At 69.9% G+C, this 15,358-nt stretch carries 14 protein-coding genes and 1 riboswitch; of the genes, 11 read left to right on the top strand and 3 right to left on the bottom strand.

What is annotated here, in order from left to right; translation table 11 throughout:
• Positions 1–45 precede the first annotated feature (45 nt).
• Complete coding sequence (gcvT, locus tag ACIQHQ_RS29740; protein ID WP_402617524.1) at positions 46–1,167, bottom strand: glycine cleavage system aminomethyltransferase GcvT; 1,122 nt, start codon at positions 1,165–1,167, stop codon at positions 46–48.
• Positions 1,168–1,324: 157 nt separating this feature from the next.
• A riboswitch (glycine riboswitch) is annotated at positions 1,325–1,424 on the bottom strand.
• Between the two features lie 222 nt (positions 1,425–1,646).
• Between gcvT and ACIQHQ_RS29745 the strand changes: the two genes are divergently transcribed.
• The 9 genes from ACIQHQ_RS29745 (at position 1,647) to ACIQHQ_RS29785 (ending at position 11,684) form a co-directional block, all read left to right on the top strand.
• Positions 1,647–2,315, top strand: coding sequence for an AAA family ATPase (locus ACIQHQ_RS29745; RefSeq protein ID WP_402617527.1), 669 nt, complete (start codon positions 1,647–1,649; stop codon positions 2,313–2,315).
• Positions 2,316–2,511: 196 nt separating this feature from the next.
• Complete coding sequence (locus ACIQHQ_RS29750) at positions 2,512–3,300, top strand: enhanced serine sensitivity protein SseB (RefSeq protein WP_402617530.1); 789 nt, start codon at positions 2,512–2,514, stop codon at positions 3,298–3,300.
• 162 nt (positions 3,301–3,462) lie between these two features.
• Complete coding sequence (locus tag ACIQHQ_RS29755; protein ID WP_402617533.1) at positions 3,463–4,263, top strand: enhanced serine sensitivity protein SseB C-terminal domain-containing protein; 801 nt, start codon at positions 3,463–3,465, stop codon at positions 4,261–4,263.
• 327 nt (positions 4,264–4,590) lie between these two features.
• Positions 4,591–5,598, top strand: a complete 1,008-nt coding sequence (locus ACIQHQ_RS29760; protein ID WP_402617536.1) for an ABC transporter permease — start codon at positions 4,591–4,593, stop codon at positions 5,596–5,598.
• A gap of 70 nt (positions 5,599–5,668) precedes the next feature.
• Positions 5,669–7,459 (top strand): ABC transporter substrate-binding protein, encoded by a 1,791-nt coding sequence (locus ACIQHQ_RS29765; protein WP_402617538.1) that lies wholly within the window; start codon positions 5,669–5,671, stop codon positions 7,457–7,459.
• 108 nt (positions 7,460–7,567) lie between these two features.
• Positions 7,568–8,566: an ABC transporter permease gene (locus tag ACIQHQ_RS29770; RefSeq protein WP_402617541.1), complete on the top strand. Its 999-nt coding sequence runs from the start codon at positions 7,568–7,570 to the stop codon at positions 8,564–8,566.
• Positions 8,563–9,660 carry an ABC transporter ATP-binding protein gene (locus ACIQHQ_RS29775; RefSeq protein ID WP_402617543.1) on the top strand — a complete coding sequence of 366 codons (1,098 nt, stop codon included), beginning with the start codon at positions 8,563–8,565 and terminating at the stop codon, positions 9,658–9,660. Before ACIQHQ_RS29770 ends, ACIQHQ_RS29775 begins: the two co-directional genes overlap by 4 nt.
• On the top strand, positions 9,657–10,946 hold the full coding sequence (locus ACIQHQ_RS29780) for an ABC transporter ATP-binding protein (RefSeq protein WP_402617546.1): 1,290 nt from the start codon (positions 9,657–9,659) through the stop codon (positions 10,944–10,946). The genes ACIQHQ_RS29775 and ACIQHQ_RS29780 overlap by 4 nt, the downstream gene beginning before the upstream one ends.
• Before the next feature lie 63 nt (positions 10,947–11,009).
• Positions 11,010–11,684: a trimeric intracellular cation channel family protein gene (locus tag ACIQHQ_RS29785; RefSeq protein WP_402617549.1), complete on the top strand. Its 675-nt coding sequence runs from the start codon at positions 11,010–11,012 to the stop codon at positions 11,682–11,684.
• Here ACIQHQ_RS29785 and ACIQHQ_RS29790 read toward each other — a convergent pair.
• Entirely contained in the window at positions 11,575–12,807 is a 1,233-nt protein-coding gene (locus tag ACIQHQ_RS29790) for an alpha/beta hydrolase (RefSeq protein ID WP_402617552.1), read from the bottom strand. The genes ACIQHQ_RS29785 and ACIQHQ_RS29790 overlap by 110 nt on opposite strands.
• Positions 12,808–12,965: 158 nt before the next feature.
• Between ACIQHQ_RS29790 and ACIQHQ_RS29795 the strand changes: the two genes are divergently transcribed.
• On the top strand, positions 12,966–13,826 hold the full coding sequence (locus ACIQHQ_RS29795) for a thioesterase family protein (RefSeq protein ID WP_402617554.1): 861 nt from the start codon (positions 12,966–12,968) through the stop codon (positions 13,824–13,826).
• A 604-nt stretch (positions 13,827–14,430) separates the two neighbouring features.
• Here ACIQHQ_RS29795 and ACIQHQ_RS29800 read toward each other — a convergent pair.
• Positions 14,431–15,069, bottom strand: coding sequence for a TetR family transcriptional regulator (locus ACIQHQ_RS29800; protein WP_402617556.1), 639 nt, complete (start codon positions 15,067–15,069; stop codon positions 14,431–14,433).
• Positions 15,070–15,184: 115 nt separating this feature from the next.
• Between ACIQHQ_RS29800 and ACIQHQ_RS29805 the strand changes: the two genes are divergently transcribed.
• Positions 15,185–15,349, top strand: a complete 165-nt coding sequence (locus tag ACIQHQ_RS29805; RefSeq protein WP_402617558.1) for a hypothetical protein — start codon at positions 15,185–15,187, stop codon at positions 15,347–15,349.
• Positions 15,350–15,358: the final 9 nt, after the last annotated feature.

Below are 15,358 nucleotides of genomic sequence, written 5' to 3' on the forward strand. Positions count from 1 at the left end.
GGGGCGACGGGCGTGGGGTCGCTGCCGCGGCCCTTCGGCCAGTGTCTACTTCTGGCGCTTGTAGAACGGCAGCGCCACGACCTCGTACGGCTCGTGACTGCCCCGGATGTCCACGCCGACGCCGGTCGTGCCGGGCGCGGCGTGCCCGGGATCGACGTACGCCATCGCGATCGGCTTGCCGAGGGTGGGGGAGGGGGCACCGGAGGTGACCTCGCCGATCACCTCGCCGCCGGCGACGACCGTGTACCCGGCGCGCGGGACCCGCCGGCCCTCGGCGACGAGGCCGACCAGGACGCGCGGGGGGTTCTGCTCGGCCCGGGCGGCGGCCTCGCGCAGGGCCTCGCGCCCCACGAAGTCGCCTTCCTTCTCGAACTTCACCACCCGGCCGAGCCCGGCGTCGAAGGGGGTCAGGGACGTCGACAGCTCGTGCCCGTACAGCGGCATGCCCGCTTCCAGACGCAGCGTGTCACGGCAGGACAGCCCGCACGGGACCAGACCGACGCCCTCGCCGGCCTTGGTCAGGGCCTGCCACAGCTCGACCGCGTGCTCCGGCTTCACGAACAGCTCGAAGCCGTCCTCGCCGGTGTAGCCGGTGCGGGCGATCAGGGCCGGGACGCCCGCGACCGTGCCGGGCAGACCGGCGTAGTACTTCAGGCCGTCCAGGTCGGCGTCCGTGAGCGACTTCAGGATGCCGGCGGACTCAGGGCCCTGCACGGCGATCAGCGCGTAGGCGTCCCGGTCGTCGCGCACCTCGGCGTCGAAACCGGCGGCGCGCTCGGTCAGCGCGTCCAGGACGACCTGGGCGTTGGAGGCGTTGGCGACGACCATGTACTCGGTCTCGCCCAGCCGGTAGACGATCAGGTCGTCCAGGATGCCGCCGTCGGCCCGGCAGATCATGGTGTAGCGGGCACGGCCCGGCTTCACACCGCCGATGTTGCCCACCAGGGCGAAGTCCAGCAGGGCGGCGGCCTGCGGTCCGGTGACGGTGATCTCACCCATGTGGGAGAGGTCGAACAGTCCGGCCTTCGTCCGCACGGCGGTGTGCTCGTCGCGCTCGGAGCCGTAGCGCAGGGGCATGTCCCAGCCGGCGAAGTCGGTCATCGTCGCGCCGAGCGAGCGATGCAGGGCATCGAGCGCGGTGTGACGGAGTTCTCCTGTACTGCTCACAGTCGGTCGTCTCCAAGGGCAATGACGGGCGAGGTCGGTCCTCCCCATCTGTCATCGGAACCTGAGAGGTTCGCCATGACCGCGCTGGTCGATGGCTTGCACCTTGGGTGGGGCCACGCCCTGCCGGGACAGGGGAAGGCCCGCTTTTCAGATGTGCCTCGCCCGCGCGGTAACGGGGCCTGAGAGATTCAAGGGAGGGACTTGCTCCTTCGGCGCCCCAGCTCTTGCGGTGCTGGGGACTCTCCCGCGCGGATTCAAACGGCCGGTATGCAGTTGGCGCGCACATCATTGCACGCATCCTTCCGGCGCGGCAGGGGGACCTTTCACAGGGAGTGCACGAGTCCCGCCCGCCGGACTCCGCGACCTGTAGCAGCCCTGTTGCAGGACAAGGACGCAAATGAGAGGCCTGCGGCATTACTTTCTCTTTACACTCGGCGGGGATGGGACTCCGTACCTGGCCCCAGGGGAGGACGATCACGGTGAACAGGACCACCGCGTACGCGACGACGGGCATCGCGCTGCCCGAGCAGCCGGCCGCCGCTCCGGTCCGGGCGGTCCGCGCCCCGGCGCCGGCGCCGGTCGTCCGCGATCTGCGCGCCCGCGCCGGACGCGGCCCACGCACGCTGCTGTTCGGCCCCCGCGACCTCGTCGTGGTCACGGGCCTGCCCGGCAGCGGCAAGTCCACGCTGATGCGGCGCGCCGTGCCGGACCGGCGGATCGACTCCCAGGACACCCGCGACCGCTGGGAGCGCCGCATGCCGCGCGCCCTGCCGTACGCGCTCTACCGCCCGCTCGTCCGCCTCGCCCACTACGCCGGGCTGCGGCACGCCCTGCGCAAGGGTGAGGGCCTCGTCGTGCACGACTGCGGCACCCAGGCCTGGGTCCGCCGCTGGCTGGCCCGCGAGGCCCGCCGCCGGGGCGGCACGCTCCACCTGCTGCTGCTCGACGTCACCCCCGAGCAGGCGCTGGCCGGCCAGCGCGACCGGGGCCGCGGCGTCTCGCGCTACGCGTTCCTGCGCCACCGCGCGGCGAGCACCCGCCTGCTGCGCGCGGTGGAGCGCGGCGACCTGCCCGCCGGCTGCGGCTCGGCCGTCCTCGTCGACCGGGACGCGGCCGACACCCTCCGCAGAATCGGCTTCACCGGCTGACGGGCCGAAGGCGGGGAGGCGAGCCGAAGGCCGCCAGACGAGGCGGCGGACCGGGGGCGACGGATGTACGTGAGCCACCCCGCCGGCGGCCCCCGCCCCCGGGGCTCCCCTCACCCTCTCCACATCCGACCGCCCCGCGTCCCCGAGCCGTTAGCCTTTTGAGCCACAGCAGTGGTTCCAGGCAGGCGGTAGGCAGATGGACTTCCCGGCGGAATTCTCCGCGGACTTTCCGGCGCGGACGCAGACTCACCCGCACGGCGGTTGGCCCGGCAACGAACTGGAGGAGGTGCTCTCGGCCTCCCTCGGCGCCGGCCCGGCGGCCGGCGGGCGGATCGTCGAGGTGCTCGGCCGGAGCTTCGTGTGGATCCCGCTGCCCAATGGCGGCGGCCCGCACAGCGGCCCCCTCGACCTGCCCGGCATCGAGATCGACGGCCAGGCGTTCGTGCCGGTGTTCAGCTCCGAGGAGCAGTTCCGCCAGGTCGTCGGCTCCCACATGTCGTACACCATCGCCCCCGCCGTGGAGTTCGCCCGCGGCCTGCCCCCGCACGCGGGGATGGTCGTCAACCCGGGCGGTGTGGTGGGCATCCCGCTCCCGCCGCCCGCCGTGGCGGAGCTGTGCCGGGCCGGCCGGACCCCGCTGGACGGCCCCGCGAGCGGCGGCCGGGTCCGTCTCTTCGAGCCAGACTGGCAGGACGACCCGGTGGATTTCCTGGCCGCGGCGTCCTCCGAGTTCGAGGCCACCGGCATCGTCGTCACGGCCCGCCGCTGTCTCGCCGCCATCGAGACCGCCGAGCCCGTGATGTTCGTGGGCGTCGAACTCTCCCAGTGGGAAGGCGACGTGCGCGCGCTCCCGCTGGAGGCCCTCACCCGGGCCGTCACCGCCGTCCCGGCCCCCTGGCCGGTCAATCTGGTGCTCCTGGACGTGACGGAGGACCCGGTGGGCAACTGGATGAGGGAGCAGGTCCGGCCTTTCTACCAGCGGTAGGGCGAGGGGCCCGGGGGCGCGGGCTGTGGCATCGTGCGGCTGCGCCGCCTGGGCGCGACACGCCACGGCCGGGCCGCACTCGCCGAACGAGGGCAAGTCCCGAGTCGGTGTGCGGGCTTAAGCTAGGGCACCGTCGAGGCGTTGTACGAAGGGGCGGTAAAGGTGAGCGCGAGCGGCACGGCCGCGGCCGGACAGGTCGAGCACATGCTGCGCCAGGTCACGCCCGGGCGCTACGACGCCTATGAGGCACTCCTGCGCGCGCTCGCGACCCCCCACACCGGCCGGATCTGGATGCTCCTGTGGCACGGGCTGGCCGGCTCCCCGGACGCCCAGTACGGGAACATGGACGTCGACGGCTACGGCTACGCCCCCTGCGTGACCTCCGCCCAGGAGCTCTCCGCCAGCGGCTGGAACCGCTCGTACGAGGTGGTCGACGGGATCGACGTCGCCCGCGCCCTCTACCCCGACCACTACGGCCTCTGGCTCAACCCGCACGCCCCCGGCGGGGGCGTCGGCATCCCCTGGCTCGACCTGCGCCGGATCGCCACGGGCCTGGACCGCCAGCCCGCCGGCCCCCTGCGCCTGTCCGAACCCGCCATCGAGATTCCGCAGTTCTACGCGCTGCTGGCGCAGAACGCCCACCGCACCCCGGCCGTCCGCTCGCTGCGCCGCGCCTGGGTGCAGCCCGCGCTCGGGGCGCCGTACCTCGCCATCGGACTGGACGTGTACGACACCTCGCCGCCGGCCGTGGACTCCGTGCGGGCGATGATGCAGCAGTCCCTCGGCGCCGTACCCGACGGGCTGCCCGTGTCGACCGTCGCCATGTCCGACGAGCACGACCCGGTCGCGATGTGGCTGCGTGCGAAGGCCCGCCCCTTCTACGACCGCGAGGCGCATGCCACGGCCCCCGTCCAGGCCCCGGCCTCGGGCTACGGATATCCTCCGGCGCAGGGCCGTTACTGAGGGCTTCGCCCCCGCCCACCTCCTCATCGCGTGCGGCACGGGCGCGCTTCTCCGCGCGTAGATGGAGGATAAAACGCCTATCCTGTACAGAATGTCCCGATTTGCCTGCGACCGATCCTCGTTGCCCATTGTCCGGATAACGGAATCCCGCAGACAGCATCACGTTTATGCATCCTTTCATCGTCAAGTCTGGCAACGAAACGCTGAAGCGTTGAAGACTCCCGGCACCAGGGGAGTTTCGCCCCTGAGTACGACGGACTGATCACGCCGCCACAGCGGAAATGCGCGGGCCGGCCACCGCCGGTTGAGAAGAGGGGTCCCTGCCTGATGACGGCACCACTGCACGAGCCGACCGCGGAAGCTGCTCCGAGTGCGGCCGAGGAGGCGGCAGCCGTCGGCGTCGATGCGAAAGCCGTACAGGGCCGTTCTCTGGGCCGGATCGCCTGGGAGCGCCTGAAAAGGGACAAACTCGCCCTGGCGGGCGGAGTCATGGTGCTCGTGCTCATCGTGGTCGCGCTGCTCGCGCCGGTCATCACGGGCCTGGTGGGCCAGGACCCCGAGGCGCACCACGAAGATCTGATCGACCCGCTGTTCGGCACCCCCACGGGGGCGTGGGGCGGCATCAGCGGTGAGCACCTGCTGGGTGTCGAACCGGTGAGTGGTCGCGACATCTTCGCCCGCATCGTCTACGGCGCCCAGATCTCGCTCCTGGTCGGTTTCCTGTCGGCGGTCGTCGCCGTCGTGATCGGCACCGTCGTGGGCGTCCTGGCCGGCTTCTTCGGTGGCTGGGTCGACTCCGTCATCAGCCGTGTGATGGATGGTCTGCTGGCCTTCCCGCAGCTGCTGTTCATCATCGCCCTGGTCTCCGTCATGCCGAACGAGATGCTGGGGCTGACCGGCACCGGCGTGCGTCTGTTCGTGATGATCCTGGTCATCGGCTTCTTTGGCTGGCCCTACATCGGACGCGTCGTGCGCGGCCAGACGCTCTCGCTGCGCGAGCGGGAGTACGTCGAGGCGGCCCGGTCGCTCGGCGCCGGGCGGTTCTACATCCTCTTCAAGGAACTGCTGCCCAACCTGGTCGCGCCCATCATCGTGTACACGACGATGATGATCCCCACCAACATCCTCACCGAGGCGGCACTCAGCTTCCTGGGCGTGGGCGTCAAGCCGCCCACGGCCTCCTGGGGGCAGATGCTTTCGAGCGCGATCGACTACTACGACTCGGACCCCATGTACATGGTGGTCCCGGGCGTGGCGATCTTCATCACCGTTCTCGCCTTCAATCTCTTCGGCGACGGCGTGCGTGACGCGCTCGACCCGAAGGGCTCCCGCTGAACTGCCGTACAAACAGCGACCCGTGACACCTGGCACGGGGTCTCTCATCTAATCCGGAGGATCCGAGATCGTGACTACCCAACGCACCTCAGGGCGGCGCAAGCAGGCCATGGCCGCTGCGGCCGTGGTCGCCGCACTGCTGACCACGGCGGCGTGCGGCGGCGGCAACGACAACGAGGGGTCGAAGGGCGGAGCGGCCGGCTTCGACGCCGCGAACAACAAGGTCGCCCAGGCCTCCCTCGCCAAGAAGGGCGGCACGCTGAAGTTCGCCGGTGCCCAGGACGCCGACTCGTGGGACACCACGCGCGGCTACTACGGCTTCATGTGGAACTTCTCCCGCTACTACAGCCGCCAGCTCGTCACGAGCAAGACGGAGCCGGGCAAGGCCGGCACCGAGCTGACTCCGGACCTCGCCAGCGGGCTCGCCAAGATCTCGGACGACGGCAAGACCTACACGTACACCCTGCGTGACGGCATCACCTGGGAGGACGGCAAGCCGATCACCTCCAAGGACGTCAAGTACGGCATCGAGCGGGTCTGGGCGCAGGACGTGCTGTCCGGCGGCCCGGTCTACCTGAAGGACGTGCTCGACCCCAAGGGTGAGTACAAGGGTCCCTACAAGGACAAGTCCGCGGACAAGCTGGGCCTGAAGGCCATCGAGACGCCGGACGACAAGACCATCGTCTTCAAGCTGCCCCAGGCCAACTCGGACTTCGAGGAGATGCTGGCCCTGACCTCGGCGTCCCCGGTCCGTCAGGACAAGGACACCAAGTCCAAGTACGGCCTGCACCCGTTCTCCTCCGGCCCGTACAAGTTCGAGTCGTACAACCCGGGCAAGGACCTGACGCTGGTCCGCAACACCGAGTGGAAGCAGGCCTCGGACCCGATCCGCAAGGCGTACCCGGACAAGATCACGGTCAAGTTCTTCTCCAACGCCAACGACATGGACGCGCGCCTGATCGCGGGCGACTACGACCTGGACATCAACCAGACCGGCATGTCGCCGCAGGGCCGCACCACCGCCCTGAAGCAGCACAAGGCCAACCTGGACAACCCGGTCTCGGGCTACATCCGTTACGCGGTCTTCCCGCAGACCGTGAAGCCGTTCGACAACATCGAGTGCCGCAAGGCCGTGATCTACGGCGCCGACCACGTGTCGCTGCAGACCGCGCGCGGCGGCCCGGTCGCCGGTGGTGACATCGGCACCAACATGCTGCCGCCGGCCGTCCCGGGCGCCGAGGGCCAGAAGTACGACCCGTACGAGCTCGCGGGTGCCAACAAGAAGGGCAACATCGACAAGGCCAAGGAAGCGCTGAAGGCCTGCGGTCAGCCGAACGGCTTCAAGACCACCATCGCGGTCCGCAACAACAAGCCGTCCGAGGTGGCCACCGCCGAGTCCCTCCAGGCGTCGCTGAAGAAGGTCGGCATCACCGCCGACATCGACCAGTACGACGGCTCGCAGACCTCCGGCATCATCGGCAGCCCCTCGAACGTGAAGAAGAAGGGCTACGGCATCATCATCATGGGCTGGGGCCCGGACTTCCCGTCCGTGCAGGGCTACGGCCTCCCCCTGTGGGACAGCAGCTACATCCTCGAGAGTGGCAACAACAACTTCGCCATGATCAAGGACAAGACGATCGACGGTCTGTTCGACAAGTACGTCACCACGCTGGACGACGCGGGGAAGACCAAGATCGCCACGGAGATCAACCACAAGGTGATGGAGGGCGGCTACTACCTGCCCTTCGTCTTCGAGAAGTTCATCAACTGGCGTTCCAGCCGGCTGGCCAACGTCTACACGACGGACGCGTACAGCGGCATGTACGACTTCGTCAACCTCGGCCTGAAGTCCGCGAAGTAACCGGCACACCCGCCGTACGGCACGAAAGGCAGGTGAAGGCCGGCGCGGCGTGACCTCGGGCCATCGGAAGACCTCCGGTGGCCCGAGGTCCGCAGCGGGCCGAGATCTGTGCTCGCTTACCTGATCAGGCGGCTGTTCGCCGCCGTAGTGATGCTCGCGGTCATCATCATGGTGGTCTTCGGCATCTTCTTCCTCGTCCCCAAGTGGGCGGGCGTCGACATCGCCAGCAGCTTCGTGGGCAAGCAGGCCGACCCGGCGGCCGTCGAGGCGGTGCGGCAGAAGCTGGGACTGGGCGACCCGATCTACGTCCAGGTCTGGGAATTCTTCAAGGGCATCTTCGCGGGCCGTACGTACGCGGGCGGCGGCGACGTCACCCACTGCGCCGCGCCGTGCTTCGGTTACTCCTTCCGCAGCGAGCAGGCCATCTGGCCGGTGCTGACCGACCGCTTCCCGGTGACCCTGAGTCTCGCGCTCGGCGCGGCCGTGCTGTGGCTGCTGCTCGGTGTCGCGGCGGGTGTCCTCTCCGCACTCAAGCGGGGAACGCTGTGGGACCGCAGTGCGATGGTCGTCGCCCTCGCGGGTGTCTCGCTCCCCATCTACTTCACCGGTCTGCTGAGCCTCGCGATCTTCTCCTACGGTCTGGGCTGGATCAACGCGGAGTACGTGCCCCTCGAGGAGAGCTTCACCGGCTGGCTCGGCGGCATGATCCTTCCGTGGGTCACCTTGGCGTTCCTGTACGCCGCGATGTACGCCCGGATCACCCGCGCCACCATGCTGGAGATCCTCGGCGAGGACTACATCCGTACCGCCCGCGCCAAGGGCATGCGCGAACAGGTCGTCATCCGCAAGCACGCCATGCGCTCGACGATGACGCCCATCCTGACCATGCTCGGCATGGACCTCGGCGCCCTCATCGGCGGCGCCATCCTGACCGAGACCACGTTCAGCCTGCCCGGGCTGGGTCAGGCCGTGCTCAACGCGATCAAGAACCAGGACCTGCCCATCATCCTGGGCGTCACCCTGATCACCTCCGTCGCGGTGCTCGTCGCTAACCTCGTGGTGGACGTCCTGTACGCCGTGATCGACCCCCGAGTGAGGCTCGCATGACCGAACTCAGCAAGACCTCATCGGCCGTGGGCGAGCCCACGAGCGACTCGTCGGCGCCGACCGCCTTCCTGGACGTGCGCGACCTGAAGGTGCACTTCCCGACCGACGACGGTCTCGTCAAGTCCGTGGATGGGCTGAGCTTCCAGCTGGAGAAGGGCAAGACCCTCGGCATCGTGGGCGAGTCGGGTTCCGGCAAGTCGGTGACCTCGCTCGGCATCATGGGCCTGCACACCGCCGGCCAGTACGGCAAGCGCAAGGCGCGGATCTCCGGCGAGATCTGGCTGGACGGCACCGAGTTGCTGGCTGCCGATCCGGACCACGTGCGCAGGCTGCGCGGCCGCGAGATGGCGATGATCTTCCAGGACCCGCTGTCCGCGCTGCACCCGTACTACACGATCGGCCAGCAGATCGTGGAGGCGTACCGGATCCACAACGACGTCAGCAAGAAGACCGCCCGCCGCCGGGCGGTCGACATGCTCGACCGCGTGGGGATCCCGCAGCCGGACAAGCGCGTCGACAGCTACCCGCACGAGTTCTCCGGCGGTATGCGCCAGCGTGCGATGATCGCGATGTCGCTCGTCAACAACCCCGAGTTGCTCATCGCGGACGAACCGACGACCGCCCTCGACGTGACCGTCCAGGCGCAGATCCTCGACCTGATCCGGGATCTGCAGAAGGAGTTCGGCTCCGCGGTCATCATCATCACCCACGACCTGGGGGTCGTCGCCGAGCTCGCCGACGACATCCTCGTGATGTACGGCGGCCGCTGCGTCGAACGGGGCCCGGCCGAGCAGGTGTTCTACGAACCCCGCCACCCCTACACCTGGGGTCTGCTCGGCTCGATGCCGCGTCTCGACCGCGAGCAGCAGGAGCGCCTCATCCCGGTCAAGGGCTCCCCGCCCTCCCTGATCAACATCCCGTCCGGCTGCGCCTTCAACCCGCGCTGCCCGTACGCCGACGTCCCCAAGGACAACGTCACCCGCGCGGTCCGCCCCGAGCTGACCGAGGTCGGAAGCCAGCACTGGGCCGCCTGCCACATGACCAGGGAGCAGCGGGAGCGCATCTGGACCGAAGAGATTGCGCCGAAGCTGTGAGCGAGAACTCCAAGGACACCGCTGTGACCACTCCCGCCGAGAGCGACGGCTCCGAGGCCCATGCGTCCGGCGCGGCCACCCTCACCAAGGACGCCGCCGCCGGTGACATCCTGCTGAAGGTGACCGGGCTGCAGAAGCACTTCCCGATCCGCAAGGGTCTGCTCCAGCGGCAGGTCGGCGCGGTGCGCGCGGTCGACGGCATAGATTTCGAGGTCAGGGCCGGTGAAACCCTCGGTGTCGTGGGCGAATCGGGCTGCGGCAAGTCGACGATGGGCCGACTGATCACCCGGTTGCTCGAGCCCACCGCCGGGAAGGTCGAGTTCGAGGGCCGGGACATCACGCATCTCGGCGTCGGGGGCATGCGCCCGCTTCGCCGGGACGTGCAGATGATCTTTCAGGACCCGTACTCCTCGCTGAACCCGCGCCACACCATCGGCACGATCATCGGGGCTCCTTTCAAGCTCCAGGGCGTCACGCCCGAGGGCGGCATCAAGAAGGAAGTGCAGCGGCTGCTTCAGGTCGTGGGCCTCAACCCCGAGCACTACAACCGCTATCCGCACGAGTTCTCCGGCGGTCAGCGCCAGCGCATCGGAATCGCCCGCGCGCTCGCGCTCAACCCGAAGCTCGTCGTGGCCGACGAGCCGGTCTCCGCGCTGGACGTGTCGATCCAGGCCCAGGTCGTCAACCTGCTCGACGACCTCCAGCAGGAACTCGGTCTGACGTATGTGATCATCGCGCACGACCTGTCGGTCGTCCGGCATGTCTCGGACCGGATCGCGGTGATGTACCTCGGCAAGATCGTGGAGCTGGCCGACCGCGACCTGCTCTACAAGACGCCGATGCACCCGTACACCAAGGCGCTGATGTCGGCGGTACCGATCCCGGACCCGAGGCGGAAGAACGCCAAGAGTGAGCGGATCCTGCTCAAGGGCGACGTGCCCTCGCCGATCGCCCCGCCGAGCGGCTGCCGCTTCCACACCCGGTGCTGGAAGGCTACGGAGATCTGCAAGACGACCGAGCCGCCGCTGAGGGAACTGCGTCCCGGTCAGCGGGTGGCCTGCCACCACCCGGAGAACTTCGAGGACCAGGCCCCGCAGGACACGGTGCTGCTGACAGCCGCCAAGGAGGCGGCGGAGTTGGTGGCCGACGAGGTGCTGGCCGAGTCGGCGGAGACGTCGGCGGCGGTGGCGGCGGCGGCCGCTGAGGTGTCCAAGAGTCCCGGGGCCACAGCCGAGGGCCCTTCGGACGAGTCGGACAACCAAGCGGATGAGCCGCCAGGTAGGTAGGCGGTCTGCGGTCCCCGTCTTGGTTCGCAAGGCGGGGACCCTTTCGTGCGCAAGGATGTAAGGGTGCTCCAGCAACTCTTCAGTCCGTCCGTCCAGCACACGCTCGACCTGATCGGCATCTTCGTCTTCGCGATCTCCGGCGCCCTGCTGGCCGTGCGCAAGAACTTCGACGTGTTCGGCATGGCCGTCCTCGCCGAGGTCACCGCGCTGGGCGGGGGGCTGTTCCGTGACCTGGTCATCGGCGCCGTGCCGCCCGCCGCGTTCACGGACCTGGGGTACTTCCTCACCCCGCTCCTCGCCACCCTCCTGGTCTTCTTCCTGCACCCCCAAGTGGAGCGCATCCAGGTGGCGGTGAACGTCTTCGACGCGGCCGGTCTCGGCCTGTTCTGCGTCGCCGGCACGACCAAGGCGTACGAGTACGGGCTCGGCCTGACCGCCTCCGCCGGTCTGGGGCTGACCACCGCCGTGGGCGGCGGTGTGCTGCGGGACGTCCTCGCCAACGAGGTGCCCTCGTTGCTGCGCTGGGACCGCGACCTGTACGCGGTCCCGGCCATCGTCGGCTCCGCCCTGGCCGCCCTGTGCATCCGCTACGACGCCCTGAACCCGGTCACCAGCGGCGTCGCGGTCATCACCGCCTTCGTACTGCGCCTGCTCGCGATGCGGTACCACTGGCGAGCTCCGCGGGCGTGGCACCGGCGGTCGACGGTGAGCGAGGAGGAGCAGCCGGTCCTGCCGTGACGCGGGCGCCCATCTCCTCGGTCAGCCAGTGGAACGCCGGGACGACCTGGGGTCGCCACAGGGCCAGGTTGTGGCCGCCCGCGCTCTTCGGGATGTAGATCACGTGCACGGTCGTCGGCGCCTTCGCGGCCTGCTCCAGGGCCACGGCGGCCTCGTAGCCGTCGTGCGGCTGGCCGGAGAGGTACAGCGCGATCCGCGGTGGGACGGGCGCCCTGCGCAGCATCAGATACGGGTCGTTCTCGGCGCGCAGGGTGGGGTTCTGCGCGGTGAGCGAGTCGCGTTCGCCGATCGGGTCGTTGTAACCGGACATGCTGACGGCGGCCCGGTAGCGGTCGGGGTGGGCGACGGCGAGCCTGGTCGCGCAGTGCGCCCCGGCCGAGTAGCCGGCGACGGCCCAGCCCTGCGGGGCCGGCTGGGCGCGGAAGTTGTCCATGACCATCCTCGGCACGTCGACGCTCAGCCAGGTGTCGGCGTCGACCGTGCCCGGGATGTTGGCGCACCCGGTGTCGACCCCGGCCAGCAGGTTGGTGCGGGGCGCGACCAGGATGAACGGGGCCACCCGGCCGTCGCGCATCAGCGGCTCCAGTTGCTCGTGCGCGTGCAGCGAGCCGAACCACGCCTTCGCCGAGCCGGGGTAGCCGGGCAGCAGTTCCACGACCGGGAACCTGTGGTGCCGGTAGGCCGGTTCGCCGTACTGCGGGGGCAGCCAGACGTAGACCTCGGCGTTCACACCCGACACCCGGCCCTTGAGCTGGGTCACCCGCACCCCGCCGGCCGCGCCCATCCCGGGTCCGGTGGCGGGCGTGAAGGTCTGACGCACCGTGGGCAGCCGCTTGAGCGAGATCCCGCCGGTGCCGTCGGCGCCCAGATCGGCCGCCTGATGGACATGGTCGCCGGTGCCGAGCAGGTCGGCCCAGTCGTCGTACAGGTTGTTGGCGTTGTTGACCAGCGTGAAGACCAGGGCCACGGCCGTCCCCTGGGCGAACAGCAGCATCAGCGCCCGGGCCGCGGCACGCAGGACCCGGGGCCCGTGGATGCGCGACCACAGGACCAGCGGCAGGACGAGGGCGGCGACGGACAGTACGACCAGCGTGCAGAGGAACGGTGTCCCGGTGAGGCTCATGCCCCTACAGAGGAGGGAAAGGCCCACGGGGTTTACGGACGAGTCGGGCACTTACCAAGAAATTGCCCGTGTCTCACCAGGGGGTGACCCATGGCCGTAGCGCCCGGGCGGCCCGTAGAAAGCTACCGCTTAGTAGTCAGTTCTTGTACTGTTCAGCCATGCCAGAAGCAGCCACCGCCCCGGCCGCCCGGGCCACGATCGGCGACAGCGAGTTCGACCGCGACACCGCGCTCACCCGCCGCGCGCCGGGCGTCTACGACATCGACCTCTCCGCCGGCTGGACGATCATCAGTGCCGTCAACGGCGGCTACCTGCTGGCCGTCCTGGGCCGCGCCCTCGCGGACGCCCTGCCGCACGCCGATCCCTTCACGATCTCGGCGCACTATCTGACCGCGTCCCAGCCCGGCCCCGCGGTCGTCCGCACGGACGTCGTCCGCACCGGCCGCACCCTGTCGAGCGGCCAGGCCTCCCTCTTCCAGTACGACGCGGAGGGCCGCGAGGTGGAGCGCATCCGCGTCCTCGCCTCCTACGGCGACCTGGACACCCTGCCCGACGACGTCCGTACGACGGCCCGGCCGCCCGCGATCCCGCCGCTGGAGCACTGCTTCGGCCCCGAGGACGGACCCGCCCCCGTCGACGGCAGCTCGGCGATCACCGAGCGTCTGATGCTCAAGCTCGACCCGTCCACTCTCGGCTGGGCCCTCGGGCAGCCCTCCGGCAAGGGCGAGATGCGGGCCTGGTTCGGACTCAAGGACGGGCGCGACCCCGACCCGCTCTCCCTGCTGCTGGCGGTCGACGCCCTGCCGCCCACGGCCTTCGAACTCGGGCTGAAGGGCTGGGTGCCGACCGTCGAGCTGACCGTGCACGTCCGGTGCCGCCCGGCGCCGGGTCCGCTGCGGGTGTCGATCACCACGCGCAACCTCGCCGGCGGCTTCCTGGAGGAGGACGCCGAGGTGTGGGACAGCGCGGACCGACTGGTCGCGCAGTCCCGGCAGCTGGCGCGGGTGCGGCTGGGCTGAACTTCGCCCCGTTGACAGGCAGGTCACAGGCCCCGAGGGAGGCCTGAGCGGCGCTGGTTGAGTACTCGCCTCAGGACTCCCTCGTCTTTCCTGGAGCTGTCTCTCATGGCGCGTGCGCGTCTCGTCCCCGTCGTGGCCCGGCTGGCGCTCTCGTCCCCCGGTCCTGGTGGCCTGCGGGGCGGCCGGCTCCTCGTCGTCCTCGAACGGTGGGGGCGGGCCGGGGCGGCAGCAGTGCTGCCGGGCGCCGTCGGGGGCGGCTTCGGGTGCTCCTTCCGATGCGCCCTCGGGTGCCCCGCCGGGTGCCGCCTCCGCGGGATCCGAGCCGACCGGTGCGCCGTCCGGGGCCCCCATCGGGGATGCCCGGCGGTGCGCCGGGCGGCGACCAGGGCGGTCCGGGTGGCGCTCCGGGAGGCGGTTGCGGCGGCCCGGGCTGCGGCGGTCGGACCGCGGGCGGGCAGGGGCAGGGGCAGGGCGAACAGCCTCAGCAGTCGTCAGAAGGAGCAAGAGGCGCAGGATGCCGGCTCGGGCCCGCCCGGGTCGGCATGCGGCAGGGGCGGCGCGTCCGGCGAACGGGCGCGCCGCCCCTGTGCGTGGTCCGGGGGCGTCAATCCAGCCAATGCCGGCGGCCGAGGCCGATCAGCCGCATCTGGCGGGTCGCCAGCTGTGCGACGCGCCGGGTCCGGTCGGGGCGCTCCTCCGCCGGCCCCTCCAGCGTCTCCAGGAACTGCGACGCCGTACTCAGCATCTGGTCGACGTAGAGATGCGCGAGCATCAGCAGGTCGTCCTCGCTCCAGCCCTCGGAGACCGGGTCCTTGGCCAGCTCGTCCTTGACCTCCTGGGCGAACCGGGCGAGTTGCTCCCGTATGGCTTCTCGTACCGGCAGAACTCCGCCATGTCGTTCACGGGCGATGAAGCGGACATGAGCGGGGTACCCGTCGACGTGACGGGCGATCAGTTCGATGGTGCGCGTGATGCGTTGCTCGTGGTCGCCCGTCGTGGACACCGTCGTCCGGATCATCGGGTGCAGGCTGCCCAGCGCCTCCTCGACCAGGGCCACGCCCAGATCCGCCGTGGAACGGAAGTGGCGGTAGAAGGCGGTCGGGGCGACACCGACGGCGCGGGTGACCTCGCGCAGTCCCAGGCTGCTCAGGCTCTGCCCCTCCAGCAGCCCGAGGGCGGCGTCGAGGAGTGCCTGCCGGGTCTTCTGCTTCTGGGCCTGTCGGATGCCGAGGGTGTGACTCATACCATGCAGTTAACAACTGTTCTCTGGAATTGGAAAGTCATGAGAGGATCTAGACTGGGAAGTCAGTGAACAACTGTAACCACAACCGTTCACCGAAACCCTGGGGGCTGATCCCGTGCTGTTCATCGTCGCCGCACTCCTGCTGCTGGGTGTCGTCCTGGGCACCGTGGCCCACGCGCCGCTCACCTTCTCCGTCGCCCTCGGTGCCGTCATCGCCGTCTGGCTCGGCATCTTCGCGCTCCGCGAGCGCGGCCGCCGCCGCCACACGCAAACCCACTGACACCGACCG

This window comes from Streptomyces sp. NPDC092370, from assembly GCF_044755265.1.
Taxonomy (GTDB): Bacteria; Actinomycetota; Actinomycetes; order Streptomycetales; family Streptomycetaceae; genus Streptomyces.

Bases quoted from the DNA above. Each gene is read 5' to 3' on its own strand.
- ACIQHQ_RS29750 (WP_402617530.1), top strand. From the start codon at position 2,512: ATGGACTTCCCGGCGGAATTCTCCGCGGACTTTCCGGCGCGGACGCAG.
- ACIQHQ_RS29760 (WP_402617536.1), top strand. From the start codon at position 4,591: ATGACGGCACCACTGCACGAGCCGACCGCGGAAGCTGCTCCGAGTGCG.
- ACIQHQ_RS29775 (WP_402617543.1), top strand. From the start codon at position 8,563: ATGACCGAACTCAGCAAGACCTCATCGGCCGTGGGCGAGCCCACGAGC.
- ACIQHQ_RS29790 (WP_402617552.1), bottom strand. From the start codon at position 12,807: ATGAGCCTCACCGGGACACCGTTCCTCTGCACGCTGGTCGTACTGTCC.
- ACIQHQ_RS29795 (WP_402617554.1), top strand. From the start codon at position 12,966: ATGCCAGAAGCAGCCACCGCCCCGGCCGCCCGGGCCACGATCGGCGAC.
- ACIQHQ_RS29800 (WP_402617556.1), bottom strand. From the start codon at position 15,069: ATGAGTCACACCCTCGGCATCCGACAGGCCCAGAAGCAGAAGACCCGG.